15 protein-coding genes and 2 pseudogenes are annotated in these 15,475 nt (G+C 55.8%); 4 read left to right on the forward strand and 13 right to left on the reverse strand.

The window, feature by feature from the left end; translation table 11 throughout:
- Window positions 1-208: 208 nt before the first annotated feature.
- The 12 genes and pseudogenes from HQ50_RS06315 to HQ50_RS11845 form a co-directional block, all read right to left on the reverse strand.
- Window positions 209-1,087 carry a carbon-nitrogen hydrolase gene (locus HQ50_RS06315; RefSeq protein WP_039429165.1) on the reverse strand — a complete coding sequence of 293 codons (879 nt, stop codon included), beginning with the start codon at window positions 1,085-1,087 and terminating at the stop codon, window positions 209-211.
- A gap of 17 nt (window positions 1,088-1,104) precedes the next feature.
- Window positions 1,105-2,130, reverse strand: coding sequence for an agmatine deiminase family protein (locus HQ50_RS06320; protein WP_039429167.1), 1,026 nt, complete (start codon window positions 2,128-2,130; stop codon window positions 1,105-1,107).
- A 350-nt stretch (window positions 2,131-2,480) separates the two neighbouring features.
- Window positions 2,481-2,867, reverse strand: coding sequence for a preprotein translocase subunit SecG (gene secG, locus HQ50_RS06330; protein ID WP_018965234.1), 387 nt, complete (start codon window positions 2,865-2,867; stop codon window positions 2,481-2,483).
- A 2-nt stretch (window positions 2,868-2,869) separates the two neighbouring features.
- Complete coding sequence (locus HQ50_RS06335; RefSeq protein WP_039429169.1) at window positions 2,870-3,577, reverse strand: hypothetical protein; 708 nt, start codon at window positions 3,575-3,577, stop codon at window positions 2,870-2,872.
- A gap of 12 nt (window positions 3,578-3,589) precedes the next feature.
- Window positions 3,590-4,129: an LPS assembly lipoprotein LptE gene (gene lptE / locus HQ50_RS06340; RefSeq protein ID WP_039419580.1), complete on the reverse strand. Its 540-nt coding sequence runs from the start codon at window positions 4,127-4,129 to the stop codon at window positions 3,590-3,592.
- Complete coding sequence (locus HQ50_RS06345; protein ID WP_039419582.1) at window positions 4,116-5,369, reverse strand: sigma-54-dependent Fis family transcriptional regulator; 1,254 nt, start codon at window positions 5,367-5,369, stop codon at window positions 4,116-4,118. Before HQ50_RS06345 ends, lptE begins: the two co-directional genes overlap by 14 nt.
- A gap of 27 nt (window positions 5,370-5,396) precedes the next feature.
- Complete coding sequence (locus tag HQ50_RS06350) at window positions 5,397-6,665, reverse strand: LysM peptidoglycan-binding domain-containing protein (protein ID WP_039429171.1); 1,269 nt, start codon at window positions 6,663-6,665, stop codon at window positions 5,397-5,399.
- Window positions 6,666-6,701: 36 nt separating this feature from the next.
- A complete protein-coding gene (gene rimO / locus HQ50_RS06355) occupies window positions 6,702-8,006 on the reverse strand; it encodes a 30S ribosomal protein S12 methylthiotransferase RimO (RefSeq protein ID WP_039429173.1) in 1,305 nt (434 codons plus the stop codon).
- Window positions 8,003-8,956 (reverse strand): signal recognition particle-docking protein FtsY, encoded by a 954-nt coding sequence (gene ftsY, locus HQ50_RS06360; RefSeq protein WP_039429176.1) that lies wholly within the window; start codon window positions 8,954-8,956, stop codon window positions 8,003-8,005. The genes rimO and ftsY overlap by 4 nt, the downstream gene beginning before the upstream one ends.
- A 26-nt stretch (window positions 8,957-8,982) precedes the next feature.
- A complete protein-coding gene (nspC, locus tag HQ50_RS06365) occupies window positions 8,983-10,119 on the reverse strand; it encodes a carboxynorspermidine decarboxylase (RefSeq protein ID WP_039429178.1) in 1,137 nt (378 codons plus the stop codon).
- A gap of 9 nt (window positions 10,120-10,128) precedes the next feature.
- A complete protein-coding gene (aspS, locus tag HQ50_RS06370) occupies window positions 10,129-11,892 on the reverse strand; it encodes an aspartate--tRNA ligase (protein ID WP_039429180.1) in 1,764 nt (587 codons plus the stop codon).
- Between the two features lie 185 nt (window positions 11,893-12,077).
- Window positions 12,078-12,224 (reverse strand): annotated as a pseudogene (locus tag HQ50_RS11845) (hypothetical protein); the annotation flags it as partial.
- A 43-nt stretch (window positions 12,225-12,267) separates the two neighbouring features.
- Between HQ50_RS11845 and HQ50_RS12150 the strand changes: the two are divergent.
- Window positions 12,268-12,369, forward strand: a pseudogene (locus tag HQ50_RS12150) (hypothetical protein); the annotation flags it as partial.
- On the opposite strand, the gene ribD reads toward HQ50_RS12150, so the two are convergent.
- Entirely contained in the window at window positions 12,323-13,315 is a 993-nt protein-coding gene (ribD, locus tag HQ50_RS06375) for a bifunctional diaminohydroxyphosphoribosylaminopyrimidine deaminase/5-amino-6-(5-phosphoribosylamino)uracil reductase RibD (RefSeq protein WP_039429183.1), read from the reverse strand. The pseudogene HQ50_RS12150 and the gene ribD sit on opposite strands and share 47 nt — an antisense overlap.
- Window positions 13,316-13,339: 24 nt before the next feature.
- Here ribD and prmC point away from each other — a divergent pair, with 24 nt between their 5' ends.
- From prmC to HQ50_RS06390, 3 genes are read left to right on the forward strand one after another with little or no spacing between them, the layout of a single operon-like run.
- Window positions 13,340-14,221, forward strand: a complete 882-nt coding sequence (gene prmC, locus HQ50_RS06380; RefSeq protein WP_039429186.1) for a peptide chain release factor N(5)-glutamine methyltransferase — start codon at window positions 13,340-13,342, stop codon at window positions 14,219-14,221.
- Window positions 14,218-14,703, forward strand: coding sequence for a regulatory protein RecX (locus HQ50_RS06385; protein WP_039420032.1), 486 nt, complete (start codon window positions 14,218-14,220; stop codon window positions 14,701-14,703). The genes prmC and HQ50_RS06385 overlap by 4 nt, the downstream gene beginning before the upstream one ends.
- Window positions 14,687-15,427 (forward strand): ComF family protein, encoded by a 741-nt coding sequence (locus HQ50_RS06390; protein ID WP_039426903.1) that lies wholly within the window; start codon window positions 14,687-14,689, stop codon window positions 15,425-15,427. The genes HQ50_RS06385 and HQ50_RS06390 overlap by 17 nt, the downstream gene beginning before the upstream one ends.
- Window positions 15,428-15,475 lie beyond the last annotated feature (48 nt).

Genomic DNA, 15,475 nt, shown 5'->3' on the forward strand with positions numbered 1-15,475 from the left:
GAATATCAATGCGCCAAAACTACGTATTTTCGATCTACTAACGTGGCACATACGTGGAACATTGTATTACAACTGTTGAAAACTCCTCTATATTGTTGATAAAGGTTACACTATATAATAGTAGGAAAACGCCCCACGGAAAGGAACGATCCGGCTCCTTTTCCAAGGGGGAGAAAACGGACGTCATCCCCCCCTCTTGCCTTGACAATCAGCCCCGAAGGAAACGCTCCGTGAGGCCGGAGAAAGCGTCGATCCGCCGATCCCGGAAGAACGGCCACCAGCGGCGCACCTGCTCGGTTCGGGAGGGATCTATATCCACTACCTCCACAGCCTCTTCCGTTGCGCTCAGCTCGGCCAGCAGTTCGCCCTGCGGTCCGGCTACGAAGCCGGAGCCCCAGAACGTGATGCCACCGGTGCGGCCTGAAGGGTCTGCCTCGTAGCCGACCCTGTTCACCGCCACCACGGGGATGCCGTTGGCCACGGCATGTCCGCGCTGTACGATCTGCCACGCTTGGCGTTGGCGGAGCTGCTCGGCAGGCATGTCCGTACTCTCGGTACCGATAGCCGTGGGGTAGATCAGTATATCGGCACCCTGCATGGCCATCAGTCGCGCTGCTTCGGGATACCACTGATCCCAGCAAACCAATACGCCGAGGCATCCGACGGACGTCGGGATGGGGGTAAAGCCCAAGTCGCCGGGCGTGAAATAGAACTTCTCGTAATAGGCAGGGTCATCGGGTATATGCATCTTGCGATACTTCCCTGCGATAGTGCCGTCCCGCTCCAGCACGACGGCCGTATTGTGGTAAAGCCCCGGAGCGCGCTTCTCGAAGAGGGAGAGCACCAGCACGATGCCGGCTTCGCGTGCGATGGTACCGAAGAAATCGGTACTCGGTCCCGGGATGGTCTCTGCCTGGTCGAATACCTGCACGTCTTCCGTCTGGCAGAAATAAAGCCCGTTGTGCAGCTCTTGGAGTACGACCAGCTCGGCACCGCGTCGGGCGGCTTCGCGGATCTTGTCAGCCAGTCGCTCTTGGTTCGAGCGGACGTCCGCGGTGTTGGCTTGCTGAATGAGTGCTACTTTCATAGTCTTATGCGGTGGAATTAGCGTATGAATCCTTGGGGGTACTGCATCGTAACGCAGTGGAGACTGCCATGCTGCTTGACGAGTGCACGGCAGTCGATGCCGATGACCTCTCTATCGGGGAATAGCCCCTGCATCACCGAGAGGGCAACGGCATCGAGGCGCGAATCGTAGGTGGGCAAGAGTACTGCCCCGTTGATGATGAGGAAGTTGGCATAGGTGGCGGGCAGTCTGTCCGCTCCGTCGTATAGGGCTTCCGCCATGGGCAGCGGCACGAGTCGGTACGGCTCTCCGTCCGGGCGGCGCAGCTCCTTCAGCTCCTGCTCCATGGCCGTGAGGTCGGTATGGTGCTCGTCCGTGGGATCTTCCGAGCGGACGTAGACGATGGTACGGGCATCGACGAACCGCGCCAGCGTGTCGATGTGCCCGTCGGTGTCGTCGCCGGCCAAGGCTCCGTGGCGGAGGGAGAGTACACGGCTGACGCCGAGGCTCTCTTTCAGCGTGTCGATAATGGCCGCACGGCTCAGGCCGGCGTTGCGGTTCGGCTCGAAGAGGCAGCTGTCCGTGGTCAGCAAAGTGCCTTCGCCGTCCGTCTCCAGTGCTCCACCTTCGAGGACGAAGGCGAGGCGATTGTCGAGAGTAACTCCCTCGGCGAAGAGACCCAGTGCGTAGAGCCGCCTCGTGATGAGATTGTCGTGATGGGCGGCGAACTTCATGCCCCAGCCGTTGAAGGTGAAGTCGGCTATCATCGGCCGTCCGTCCGAGAGGAGGGAGATGCCTCCGTGGTCGCGCGCCCACGTATCGTTCGAGGGTAGCTCGAAGCAGCTGAGCCGGTGGTGCAGCTCCGGAGGTAGCAGGCCGAGCACCCGTTTGCGATCGGGACAAACGACTATCAGCCGCTGGTGGCGGAGTATGGCGGTGGCTATGCGGACGAAGCAGGTTTCCACCTCTTCGAGCATATATGCCCAGTCGGTCAGGGGGTGAGGCCAGGTCAGTTGTACGGCCTCTTGCGGTGCCCATTCGGGCAGGAATAGTCTCTTTGTCATTGGCTTTGTCGTCTGCTCTCTTGTCGGGGCTTTCCTAAACGTCTAGACCTTTCTCTAAAAACGTCTAGACGTTTGTCTCAATACGTCTAGACGTTTCGGGCAAAACGTCTAGACCTTTTTGTCGAAACGTCTAGACGTTTTTTCGGGGTACGTCCGTTCGTTCCATCAGTAAGGGCTTGTCGCACCCCTCGGAAGCTCTGTCGGTCTGCATGCTGTCCCTCTGCCGAAGGGCGGCGGAGCGGCCACTCCACCAAAGTAAAACGTCTTTGCCCTCAAGCCTCGGCTCAAAGACAAAGACGTCTGTCGATCCCCTTATCTCCTGCAAGGGATATAGAAAGGGCTGATCCTCCTTATTGTGCCTGCCCCTCCTCGGGAGTGGTCTCTCCTGTCGCGGGCTGGGCGGATTCCGTAGCAGCGGCATCTCCGCCGAAGTTGATCACCGCAGAGTTCTTTTCTTCTTTCACCTTCTTGTTCAGGGTTTCCTTCATGACGTTTTGGCTTTCATCTGCTTTCCCTGTGTGGAGGAAGTGAGTAGAAACGATCGCCAGAACGGCAATGATACCGGCCGACCACCAAGTGGCTTTCTCGAGGAAATCGGTAGTCTTGCGGACGCCCATGATCTGATTGCTGGATGCGAAGCCTGCTGCCAAGCCTCCCCCTTTGGAGTTCTGTACCACTACGACCAGAATAAGGAAGAGCGATATGAGCAGAATGAGAATAGTCAGTACGATGTACATCTTTATAGTTTGTTTTTGTCGTTAATAATCAACTTCTCTAAGAATCGAATTTGATCCGCAAAGTAAAGGTTTTTTTCCGGATAATTCAAACTAATGGTACGAATTATCCTCAGTGCCTTATCGTAACGTCCCTGCTTGATGTATATACGCGCGAGGGTTTCGGTGAAGAGCCCTTCGTCCAGCTCGTCCGCCGGGACGATCGGGGCCGGATCCTTGGCTGCCGGAGGCGTGCTCTCAGGCGGTGTGTCGGCTGCCTGCACGGACAAGACCGGTATGCTACGGGACGATTCGGCCTGATCGGCAGGTGCCGTGGCGGCGAAGTAGTCCGAAGCCGAAGCGATACCGCTGTCTCCTCCGTAGGAGATCTCCGAAGGCAGGTCGGCCCCGCTTCGGGTCATTTCGTCGAGGAAGTCATCGATGAGCGAGAAGGCGTCCGGCTCCTTGTCGGCCGAGGCAGGTTGTAGCTGCTCCGGATGCGTATATTGCTCCACGAGCAGGTACAGCTTGCGCCTGTCCGGCAGATAGGGCGCCAGCCGGCGCAGCTCCGAAGCATAGCGCACGTCCTGCACCACATACATATTATATAGGTATAGGAAGACGAAGGTGGAGCAGTAGGGATAGGCCTCGTACAGGGCTTTCATCTCGGGCAGCGTGGCGGCCGAGAGTCGGGAGGGGTGCTCCATGTAGGCATACAGGTCGTTAGTCGTCATAGTGGGGGAGGATTACCAGTTCTCTACCGTAGCGTTATACACCTGCTTCACCAGGTCCTCGACCATATTGGCCAGCAGGGCGTCCTGTACCGTCACCAGATCCTGGCCGCTATCGAAGTCTGTGGAGGAGGTGAAGTCCCGATCGAAGCTCTGTTCGGGGAAAGCCTTGTTCTCGTAGTGCACCTGAATGGATAAGGTTACCTTGGTACGTGCGGCCAGATCGTTGTCCTGCACGGCGAGGGGAGCGAGGTCGTAATTAGTGATCACCACCTCGATGATCATGTCGGCATCGTTGGTTCGTGCCATTTCGAGCTTGGTGCGGCGCGTAAAATGGTTTTGCAGGGCTTCAGTCATATTCTGCGCCAACGGAGGATATACACGGGTGGCCTGATTGGTCACATCCGGCATATAAAGCGTTTTCACGCGGCTATAGTCCAAAGCTCCTCCGTTGAAGCTGTAGGAGATGCTGCATGCCGAGCAGGTCAGCAGGACGATAAGCACCATCGCAAAAGCGGAAAGGCTGTATCGGCCAAGGGTTCTATTCCAGTCCATACTCCTTGATTTTACGGTATAGTGTCCGCTCCGAAATCTTCAGTTCCTCGGCCGTCTGCTTGCGCTTGCCGCCGTGGCGTTCCAGTGCGCGGGAGATCATTTTCCTCTCCACCTCCTCCAGCGAAATCGGATCCTCGGTGTATTCGCTGGCTTCCTGTATCGGCTCCACGGGGTCTACTGCTTCCGCGATGGGGGACGTATGCGTGCTGACGCCCCACTTGGCGTCCGCATTGCGCTTGTCGTCACCGCCCCAGACGTCCGTTCCCACAGACCATGAGGGCTGTTCGTGGTGCGCCAAGCGGTTCATCATTCCTTTCAGATCGGCTATCTCCTTCTTCATATCGTATAGCACTTGGTAGATGATCTCGCGCTCGTAATGGGGGATTTGTTTGTCCGCTTCGGTCGGTTCGTTCCGCCGGATCACCACGGGGTGGAAGTCCTGCATGCCCCCTGCGTCCAGGTAGCGGGTGATGGTCTCTGCCGATACCGTCCGCTCCTCCTCGAGGATGCTCAGCCTGTCGGTTATATTGCGCAGCTCTCGCACATTGCCGGGCCAGCGGTAACGCATCAATATGGTACGGGCTTCGTCCGAGAGGCGCAGCGGAGGCATCCGGTACTTCTCCGCGCTGTCAGCGGCAAAACGGCGGAAAAGCAAGGGCACGTCGTCCGGTCGCATACGCAGCGCAGGCACCTCGATCGGTACCGTATTGAGACGGAAGAAGAGGTCTTCACGGAACTTCCCGTTCGCTACCGCCTCCTTCAGGTTTACGTTCGTCGCCGCCACGATACGGACATCCGTCTTCTGCGACTGGCTGGCTCCTACGGGGATGAACTCGCCCGTCTCCAGCACCCTGAGCAGCCTCGCCTGTGTAGGCAAAGGCAGTTCGCCCACTTCGTCCAGAAAGATCGTGCCGCCGGATGCTTCTTCGAAGTAGCCCTTGCGGTCCGATACCGCTCCGGTGAAGGAACCTTTGCGGTGTCCGAACAGCTCGGAGTCGATGGTTCCTTCAGGGATGGCTCCGCAATTGACTGCAATGTAGCTATGATGTTTCCGGGCGCTGTAGTAGTGGATTATCTGTGGGAAGAACTCTTTCCCCGAACCGCTCTCCCCCGTCACGAGGACGGACATGTCGGTAGGAGCCACCTGTGCTGCCACTCGTATGGCATGTTCCATCAGCGGACTGCTACCGATGATGCCGAAACGCTGTTTGATCTGTTGTACATCTATATTGGTGCTCATGGCCACAAAATTAGAAAAACCCCGACGCTACTGCCGTCCTTCCCTCATTCCTATCCGGAACTGAAGGGACAAAGCTCTTCTCAACGAAGCCGTATCGGCTGCATCTATCCCGTACTTCTCAGGCAAAGGAAGTACCAGCTCCGTACCCAAAGGGATGTTGTTGGGATCTGCGATTTTCTCTTTGTTCTCTTCATATATATAGACCCAGAATACGCGGTCGCCATACTTCTCCAAGGCGATGCGGGCCAAAATGTCCCCTTTGCGGATAACGATCCGGCCGAGATCCGTCGCGGCAGGTACGGTCTTTACCGTATCGGTCGTCTTGGCGGTCGTATCCACGGGTGAAGACATCCGGACGGGAGGTTCTTGTCGGGTCGGCTCTTTTGTCGAGAGGACAGGCATCCGATACAGTAGCAAGTATGCCGCAGCGGCACCCAATATCAGGACTGTCAGGAAGACAATAGCGGTCGTCCTCCTGCTCTTTCGCCCCCTCTCTTTCTTCTCTGCCGGCTCTTCGGTCGGGGCGGAAGGCTCCTTCGCTGCCGGCTGCGGTTCCTCTTCCGTATCGGAAAGCGGCTCCCCCGTCAAGGCTTTCTCCTCGGCAGGAGCAGGAAGTATATCGGCTTTCGTCTGCACCGATCTATCCGTATCGCTTTCGGCAGGGACGGGGATCTCTTGAGGTTCTGCGACTTCCTCTTGGCCCTCCCTCTGCAATGAAACGAACGAAACCCCTTCTTCGACAAGCGGTTTGGTAGCGGTATCGGGTATCTCTCCGGTCGGTAACAAATCGACTCGGGGGAACATGGAGAAAGGTCTGTTGAGCACCTCCGACAGCTCCCCTTCCGCGATGAAGCGGTATCCTGTCAGGTCATCGCCTTCTTTCACCGGCTCGAAGCGTCCGAACTGCGACCAGGAAACGGGATGTCCTCTTCGGAGAAGCTCCGAAAGCAGTTCGGGGATAGCCTTCCACCAGCGCATCACGACTTCCTCCGTATAGGGTACCAAGTCTATAAGGGCATGAGGGATCGTCTCTCGGATGGCGGAGGAACTCGAAGACGTCAGCCGGAGTTCTATCCTCGGTGGCACCAGCACGCGTGAGCCATCCGGGCGGATTCCTACATATTCATCCGCCTTCACAGCCTGCCACAAGCCTATACCATCTTGCCGTACGGCGTCCCCCTTGGAGAGGAACTGACCCATCAAACGACAGTAATGAGACCATAGTTCGTTCGAGGTCGATACATCGACACCTGAGGCCGTGGCCAACTGCGCAATCCAAAGTTCCTGTTGTATCATCCGGTTCTGCTTTTGGTTTCGGTAGGAGGGGTTTTATCAGTCCACTATACGTGCATAGAGATCGAAAGGCTCTGCACCGGTCACTTCCGCCATATAAAACCGTCCGAGTTTCAACTCCTGACCGGAGACGAACGGGATCAGTACCTCAGGATCGACCTCAGGCGAATCGTATTCCGTCCGCCCTACATAGAACCCATCTTCCGCACGGTCTATGATCACACGCAGGCGGCTGCCGATCTTCGCCTCGTTATGAGCGGCAGAGATACGTTCCTGCACGGCCATCAGTTCGCCAAGACGTTCCTGTTTGACAGATTCGGGTATATCGTCTTGATAGTTCTTGTCGCAATAGGTGCCGCTCTCGTGCGAATAGGTGAATGCCCCTAACCGTTCGAACCGGATGTCTCGCACGAACTGCAGCAACTCCTCGAAGTCCTTCTCCGTCTCGCCCGGGTGGCCGGTCATCAGCGTAGTACGCAGATGGATACCGGGTACTTCCGTTCGGATCCTTTCGATCAGACGGTAGGTCTCCGCCTTGGTAATGCGCCTGCGCATCAGCCTAAGCATCGGATCGCTAATGTGCTGCAGAGCCATGTCGAGGTATTTGCAGACGTTAGGCCGCTCACGCATCACAGGCAAGAGATCCAGAGGAAACTGTGCCGGATAAGCATAATGGAGTCGAAGCCACTCGACCCCTTTGATGTCGGACAAACGAGCTGTCAGTTCTGCCAGACGGTTGGCTCCGTACAGGTCGAGGCCGTAGAAAGTAAGATCCTGAGCGATCAGTTGGAACTCCCGAGTACCATGCTTTACGAGCATCCGTACCTCTTCGACTAAGCCCTCCATCGGGCGCGACCGATGCCGGCCGGTGATAATCGGTATGGCGCAGTACGAACAGCTACGATCGCAGCCCTCGGATATTTTCAGATAGGCATAATGCCGCGGCGTGGTCAGTTTGCGCCTGTTCTCCGCCTCGGCATAATAAGACTTCCCCAAATGGGAAATGAGCTGCTTCCAGTCGAACTTGCCGTAGTAAGCATCTACTTCGGGTATCTCTTTCTTCAGATCCTCCCGAAACCGCTCGCTCAAACAGCCCATTACATACAGCTGACCGATCCGTCCGGCCTTCTTCGCCTCCACCATCTCCAGAATGGTATTGACAGACTCCTCCTGTGCATCGCCTATAAATCCGCAGGTATTCACCACGACGATCTCGCCGCATACCGAAGCCGGATCATGATGCACGGTATAGCCGTTGGACAGGAACTGGCGCATCAGCACCTCGCTGTCCACCAAATTCTTGGAGCATCCAAGCGTAATGACGTCTACTCTGTTTCTTCTCATTCGCCAAAGAGAGAGTCCACGAATTCTTTCTTACGGAAGATCTGTAGGTCGTCCATGCCCTCACCCAAGCCGATGTACTTCACCGGTATCTTGAACTGATCGGATATGCCGATGACCACACCGCCCTTAGCCGTGCCGTCGAGCTTGGTTACGGCGAGGGCATTCACTTCAGTCGCTGCGGTGAACTGCCTTGCCTGTTCGAAGGCGTTCTGACCGGTGGATCCGTCCAATACCAATAGAATCTCATGCGGAGCGTCGGGCACTACCTTCTGCATCACACGCTTGATCTTCGTCAGCTCGTTCATCAGATTCACCTTATTGTGCAGACGTCCGGCCGTATCGATGATCACGACATCGACGCCGTTGGCCACGGCCGAACTGACCGTGTCATAAGCCACCGAAGCGGGGTCGCTACCCATCTGTTGCTTGATGATAGGTACTCCAACTCGATCCGACCAGATCTCCAGCTGCTCTACGGCCGCAGCACGGAACGTATCGGCAGCTCCGAGCACGACGCTCTTGCCGACCTGACGAAAGCGGTGTGCCAGCTTGCCGATGGTAGTGGTCTTGCCTACGCCGTTTACGCCTACTACCATGATCACATAAGGTTTGGTGCCGGAGGGTATGTCGAAGTTGTCGCCATCGGCCGATCCGTTCTCCGTGAGCAGCGAGGCGATCTCCTGACGGAGGATAGCCGTCAGTTCGGAAGTGGAAACGTATTTGTCGCGAGCCACTCGTTCCTCTATACGCTTGATGATCTTGAGCGTGGTATCGACGCCTACATCCGAAGTCACCAGCACGTTTTCCAATTCGTCCAAGACCTCATCGTCCACTTTGCTCTTACCGGCTACGGCACGAGTGATCTTGGCGAATACGTTTTCTTTGGTCTTGGACAGGCCTTCGTCCAAAGTCTCCTTTTTCTTCTTCGAGAATAATCCGAATAATCCCATATGGTATATGCTGTTATATCTCTTCCTTAGTTCATTCTGTTCTTGTAATCCTCATAATCGAATCGGCGCAATACCTCTTTCTTCCCATCGGTACGCAGCAGTACGATGTCCGGATGGCGTACCCCGTTGAACATGGTTGTCTTCACGGTCGTGTAGTGGAGCATGTCCTCGAATATCAGCTCATCGCCCACCTGCAACGGCCGATCGAAGCTCCAGTCCCCGATGAAGTCGCCGCTCAGACAGCTGCATCCGCCTATCCTGTATGTGGGCAGTCCGGGTACCGGCTCCTGATGTGCTCCACGAATGACGGGTTTGTAAGGCATCTCCAGACAGTCCGGCATGTGACAGGTGAAGGATACGTCCACGATAGCAATGGCAATGCCCTGATGCTCTACGATGTCCACCACCGTGCTCTTGAGGAACCCCGTCTGCCAGCCGAAAGCACTGCCCGGCTCCATGATAAGATGCAGATGGGGGTAGCGACGGGAGAAGTCGTTCAGCATACGCACGAGGTGCTCCACGTCATAGTCCCGACGGGTCATCAGATGGCCGCCGCCCATATTGAGCCAACGCGCTTGCTCCAGCACGGAAGCGAAGCGATCCTCAATGATCTTGAGGGTCTTCTCCAGTTCATAGCTTGTACTCTCGCAAAGCGTATGAAAGTGCAGGCCCTCGATATCCTCCGGCAGGGTGTCGCCCAGTTCGGAAGCCGATACACCGAAACGCGAACCCGGTGCACAGGGATTGTAGAGAGCGGTCTCCACGGCTGAGTATTCGGGGTTGATCCTGAGTCCGAGCGATACGCCTACGTTCTTCACCATGGGAGAGAGCAGGCGGTACTGGCTGAGGGAGTTGAACGTGACGTGGCTGCTATAGCGCAGTATCTCCGGAAACTCCTGCGGCGTATAAGCCGGGCTGAATGTATGAGCCGGTGCGCCCATCTCTTCGAAGGCAAGGCGGGCTTCCCATATGGAGCTGGCCGTACTGTGGGGTACGTATTCCCTGATGATCGGGAAGGTGCGCCAGAGGGCATAAGCCTTGAATGCGAGGATGATCTCCACACCCGTACGGTCGGCTACGGACGCGATCAGGGACAGATTGCGCCTGAGCAGATCTTCTTCCAGTACGTAGGCCGGAGATGCTATGTCGTGGTATCTTGCCATCTCTCAGGATTAGTTCTCGTTCGGTATCAGTTCCAAAAATAGCTCTTGGAGCTGTGCCTCATCAATGACAGAGGGGGCGTCGATCATGACATCCCGACCGGCATTGTTCTTCGGGAAGGCGATGCAGTCGCGGATGCTGTCCAAGCCGGCGAAGAGCGATACCCAGCGGTCTAAGCCGTAAGCCAGTCCGCCGTGAGGAGGTGCCCCGTATTTGAAGGCATTCATCAGGAAGCCGAACTGCTCCTGTGCTTTCTCCGGTGTGAAGCCGAGCAGCTCGAACATTTTCTGCTGCAGGGCACTGTCGTGAATACGAATGGAACCGCCTCCGACTTCGACACCGTTGATCACCATGTCGTAGGCGTTGGCGCGTACGGCACCCGGATCGGTATCCAGCAGTGGGATGTCCTCCGGCTTCGGACTGGTGAAGGGGTGGTGCATGGCATAGAATCGCTTCGTCTCTTCGTCCCATTCAAAGAGGGGGAAGTCCACTACCCAGAGGCAGGAGAATGTATTCTTATCGCGCAGGCCGAGCTGAGAACCCACTTCGAGGCGCAGTTCGCACAGCTGCTTGCGCGTCTTCATGATGTCGTCTCCGCTCAGGATCAGAATCAGGTCGCCCGGCTCTGCCTCCATCGTTCGGCGAAGCTCTTGGAGCATCTCCTGTGTGTAGAATTTGTCCACGCTGCTCTTGACGCTGCCGTCCGCTTCCACACGGGCATATACCATCCCTTTGGCTCCCACCTGCGGACGCTTCACGAAGTCCGTCAGCGCATCGAGCTGCTTACGGGTGTAAGAGGCAGCCCCCTTGGCACAGATACCTCCGATATAAGCTGCGGAGTCGAATACGCTGAAGCCGTGGCCTTTCAGCACATCCATCAGCTCTACGAAGCGCATTCCGAAGCGCGTATCGGGCTTGTCCGAGCCGTAGTACTTCATGGCATCGTGCCACGTCATACGGGGGAAAGCCTCCGCAATCTCCACGTGGCGGATGGTACGGAAGAGATGCTTGGCCATACCCTCGAAGGTGGATAGCACATCCTCCTGCTCCACGAAGCTCATCTCGCAGTCGATCTGCGTGAACTCAGGCTGGCGGTCGGCGCGGAGGTCTTCGTCGCGGAAGCACTTCACTATCTGGAAGTAGCGGTCGAAGCCGCTTACCATCAGTAGCTGCTTGAAGGTCTGAGGCGATTGGGGAAGAGCGTAGAACTGTCCCGGGTTCATCCGAGAGGGCACGACAAAGTCGCGGGCACCCTCCGGCGTGGACTTGATCAGCATGGGAGTCTCCACTTCGAGGAATCCCTCGCCGTCGAGATACTTCCTCACCTCCAGAGCCATCCGGTGGCGCAGTTCCATATTGGAGCGTACACAGTGGCGGCGCAGGTCGAGGTAGCGATATTTCATGCGGAGGTCATCGCCTCCGTCCGTTTCGTCTTCGATGGTGAAAGGCGGCACTTCGGAGCGGTTCAGCACATCCATTTCTCCGACTGCTATCTCTATATCTCCGGTGGGGATATTCGGATTTTTGCTGGAGCGTTCCATGACGGTGCCCGTGGTGCGGATCACCCACTCACGTCCCAAGTCTTCGGCGCGGTCGCATAGTTCGGCAGGTGCCGAATCACGGTTGAAAACCAACTGCGTAGTACCGTAGCGATCGCGCAGATCTACAAAGGTCATGCCGCCCATGCGGCGCACGCGCTGTACCCAACCGCAGAGGGTAACGGTTTGTTGCAGATGAGAAAGGCGCAACTCGCCACAAGTATTTGTTCTGTACATAATGATAAGGGGTTCTTCTATTTATGATTGATTTTGTGGAACAAAAGTACGAAACAAAGCGGACTTTTCCGCCTAAAACACTCGATGCCGTCTGGGGGTAATACCCTAAAAGCAAAGGCCTTGCAGATTTCCGAAAAGTCCTATGACGAAAGCAGATCTTTGACCCGAATCGGACTTTACAAAGGTTACGTAGAATAAGAGGCACCGTGATCTGACCGCATGTACTCTGCTCCCATCATCCGATAGCTCTCCCTTCGTATAGCAGTTCTCAGACCAAAAATGCATGGGACATCAGTCGAAAAAACGTGGTTCGAGAATTTTTTCGTTTTGGTTCGGGAATGAAAAAAATCTCGCGCGAGAACGAAAAAATTCTCACGCCACTTTTCGGGAAAACACGCGCCGCAATTTTATCGATTGCGGTGCGTAAAATTCAGCGAGAGGGAAGGAGAGGGGCACGAACTCCCTCATTTAAGATAAGGGTGCTGCGTTCGATGCGCACATCGTCGTACAAGCCGCTGTCTATGAAAGACCGGAGTATGCAGGCTCCTCCCTCCACCAACAGCGACTGTATGCCACGAACATGCAGCTCGGCCAGCATCTGCTCCACGGCAGGACGGGAGGGATCGATCCGAACGAAAGAGACGGACGGGGGATAGCCGGAGGGTTGTTCTCTTTCGGTGAAGACCAGTGTAGGTACGCTGCCATCGAAGAGGCTAAGGTGGCGTGGGAGGGCCAGATGACGATCTGTGACCACACGCAGCGGATTTCGGCCGTACCAGTGCCGAACCGTCAGAGAGGGATTGTCCAAAAGAGCGGTACGGAACCCCACCAATATGGCATCGTGCATCATTCGCCTGTGGTGCACAAAGCGTGTGGTCAAGGGAGTACTCAGCCTGACAGGAGGAGTGGAGGCATCGTTGCGCAGGGCATCGATGAATCCATCGCTACTCTCAGCCCACTTGAGCGTGACATAGGGGCGATGCTGCCGTTGGGCTGTGAGGAAATGCCGATTCAGCTCCTCGGCTTCTTCAGCAAGCAATCCGACCTCGACTGAAACACCTCCTTCTCGCAACATCTTGATCCCCCTTCCTGAAACGGAAGGGAAAGGATCGAGCATGGCCACTACTACATGTGGAATGCACTCCCGAAGGATCAGCTCGGCACAGGGAGGTGTTTTGCCATAGTGAGAGCACGGCTCCAAACTGACATAGAGGGTACTCTCTTTCAGCAAAGACCTGTCTCGTACAGAGCGTACGGCCATGACTTCGGCATGGGGCATGCCGGCACAGTGGTGGTAGCCCTCGCCGATGATACGCCCACGAGCCACAAGGACTGCTCCGACAAGCGGATTGGGAGAGGTGAACCCTTCGGCATTCTGTGCCAATTCGATGGCGCGGCGCATATACAGGGGATCGGGAGTCATACCTAATTGCTAATTTTGTTTCTGATGATTACGCTTAACGAAGCCCAACAGCGAATCGAATCGACACTGAACGGCCGATACGACAAGGACGAACTGCGCAGCATCGCGCGAGAGCTGCTGACCGAGGCAACCGGCCTAAGTCGCTCCGCACTTTTGCTTGCAGACAAAGATACGCTTTTATCGACCGAAGCATCGCAAGCTCTATCCTGCTATCTGGATCGCATGAGGACAGGGATGCCGCTACAGTATGCCGTGGGACATGCGCCTTTCTTCGGGCGTGAATTTGCGGTAAATCCTTCCGTACTGATCCCTCGTCCGGAAACAGAGGAACTGGTGGAGTTGATCCTGCGAAAGGAGAGGTCTGCGGCGGCTCCGCTTCGTCTGCTCGATGTCGGCACAGGCAGCGGATGTCTGGCCATCACATTGGCGCGAGAACTTCGAGCCGAAGTATGGGCGATGGATGTTTCACCCGATGCTTTAGCCACAGCTCGCGCCAATATCGGCAAGGGCGACCGGATATTTTTCTTCGAGGGCGATATTCTTTCTCCCGATAATCGTTGGGATATACTCCCTTCCGTGGACATTATCGTCAGCAATCCTCCGTACATCATGCCTGCGGAAAGCACCGGCATGGCGTATCATGTGCTGGGACATGAACCGGCCCTTGCACTCTTTGCGCCCGAGGAGGATCCCCTCCTTTTCTATAAAGCCATTGCCAACCTTTCCGGCAGCGGTAAGCTACGCTCCGGTGGACGGCTCTATGTGGAGCTGAATCCGCTACTGGCAGAAGCCACTTGCGAAGTATTTTCGGCCAAAGAGGGATGGTGTGAAGTCCGATTGCACACGGATCTCTCCGGTAAGAGCCGTTTTCTCTCGGCAAAATATTTACCCGCCAACAAAGCATGAAGACTGAGGAAGAACTACTGAATCGGATGCAAGCCTACTGTGCCCGTACGGAACATTGCAGGTCAGAAGTGGCGGCCAAACTGCGACAGGCAGGGGCAGACGATCGAATGATAGAGCAGGTGCTCCAGCGGCTTGTGGATGATCGCTTCATCGACGAGGAACGTTTTGCCCGTGCATATGCTCGCGACAAGTACCGATTCAATGGCTGGGGCCCCAAGCGCATTGCTTTGGAACTGACCAAACGGCATATTCCGGATTCGATCATCGGTTCGACCTTATCGGATTTGGAGGAGGGAGAAGACAAGATAGAGGATAGTCTGCCACATCTCTTGGAGCGCAAACTTCGGAGCATAAAGGACACGGACGATCGCAGTCGTCTGCACCGCTTGGTGCGCTGGGCAGTGGGACGAGGATTCGAATACGAACAGGTGATGAGGGAGGCATCACGCCTCCTCCGCAAAGGGTATGAGGAAGACTGCTAACGGTACGGGCCGGCATATCCGATTGCTGATTCGTAAGGCGTTGGATCTCTTTTTCCCTCGCTATTGTCCGGTATGCTACAGCTTGCTCGCCGAGACGGAGATTGGGGTCTGTCCTCGTTGCATGGTGAGAATGCCGCGGTATATCGAAGGAATACAATACGGATTAGATCGTCTGAATGGAGATGTCTATATCGACGCGCTGTACAGCCTTTTTATTTTCAAAGAGGACGGGGGTGTAAGGCCTATGATACACGCACTAAAATATGGAGGATACAGTGAAATCGGCGAAATGCTCGGACGAATGGCCGGCCGATCCTATCCTTCCCTGTCCAAGGATTACGATCTGATAGTACCGGTTCCTTTACACCCACGCAAACAACGTAAGCGCGGCTACAATCAGGCACTCCTCATCGCACAAGGATTAAGTCGCGTAACGGGAATACCTGTTCAAGAAGGTTTGCGCAGAAAGGTATATACGGACAGTCAGACCGGACAGTCCTATTCGGAACGAAAGTCAGCCATGAAAGGAAAGTTTGCCCTCTCCCCGAATACGCGCGTGGCAGGTATCCGTATTCTTTTGGTGGATGATGTGCTGACTACCGGAGCTACGGTACAGGCTGCGGCCGAACCATTGGCAGAGGCTTTTGCTGCCAAGATCGGCGTGCTGGTGGCAGCTGTCACCAAACGTCCGTCAAATTGGTCTCATTATTCTGATGAGCGATAGAAAGAACTTATAAAGCTTCTTCCTTTCGATTGGTTCCCCTCTCTAACG

It is taken from the genome of Porphyromonas sp. COT-052 OH4946 (genome assembly GCF_000765965.1).
Classification (GTDB): Bacteria; Bacteroidota; Bacteroidia; order Bacteroidales; family Porphyromonadaceae; genus Porphyromonas; species Porphyromonas gulae.

Coding starts and splice junctions, on each gene's coding strand:
- HQ50_RS06315 (WP_039429165.1), bottom strand. CDS start 1,087: ATGAAAGTAGCACTCATTCAGCAAGCCAACACCGCGGACGTCCGCTCG.
- HQ50_RS06385 (WP_039420032.1), top strand. CDS start 14,218: ATGAAGACTGAGGAAGAACTACTGAATCGGATGCAAGCCTACTGTGCC.
- lptE (WP_039419580.1), bottom strand. CDS start 4,129: ATGGACTGGAATAGAACCCTTGGCCGATACAGCCTTTCCGCTTTTGCG.
- prmC (WP_039429186.1), top strand. CDS start 13,340: ATGATTACGCTTAACGAAGCCCAACAGCGAATCGAATCGACACTGAAC.
- HQ50_RS06350 (WP_039429171.1), bottom strand. CDS start 6,665: ATGATACAACAGGAACTTTGGATTGCGCAGTTGGCCACGGCCTCAGGT.
- HQ50_RS06345 (WP_039419582.1), bottom strand. CDS start 5,369: ATGAGCACCAATATAGATGTACAACAGATCAAACAGCGTTTCGGCATC.
- nspC (WP_039429178.1), bottom strand. CDS start 10,119: ATGGCAAGATACCACGACATAGCATCTCCGGCCTACGTACTGGAAGAA.
- ftsY (WP_039429176.1), bottom strand. CDS start 8,956: ATGGGATTATTCGGATTATTCTCGAAGAAGAAAAAGGAGACTTTGGAC.
- ribD (WP_039429183.1), bottom strand. CDS start 13,315: ATGACTCCCGATCCCCTGTATATGCGCCGCGCCATCGAATTGGCACAG.
- secG (WP_018965234.1), bottom strand. CDS start 2,867: ATGTACATCGTACTGACTATTCTCATTCTGCTCATATCGCTCTTCCTT.
- HQ50_RS06335 (WP_039429169.1), bottom strand. CDS start 3,577: ATGACGACTAACGACCTGTATGCCTACATGGAGCACCCCTCCCGACTC.
- aspS (WP_039429180.1), bottom strand. CDS start 11,892: ATGTACAGAACAAATACTTGTGGCGAGTTGCGCCTTTCTCATCTGCAA.
- HQ50_RS06390 (WP_039426903.1), top strand. CDS start 14,687: ATGAGGAAGACTGCTAACGGTACGGGCCGGCATATCCGATTGCTGATT.
- HQ50_RS06320 (WP_039429167.1), bottom strand. CDS start 2,130: ATGACAAAGAGACTATTCCTGCCCGAATGGGCACCGCAAGAGGCCGTA.
- rimO (WP_039429173.1), bottom strand. CDS start 8,006: ATGAGAAGAAACAGAGTAGACGTCATTACGCTTGGATGCTCCAAGAAT.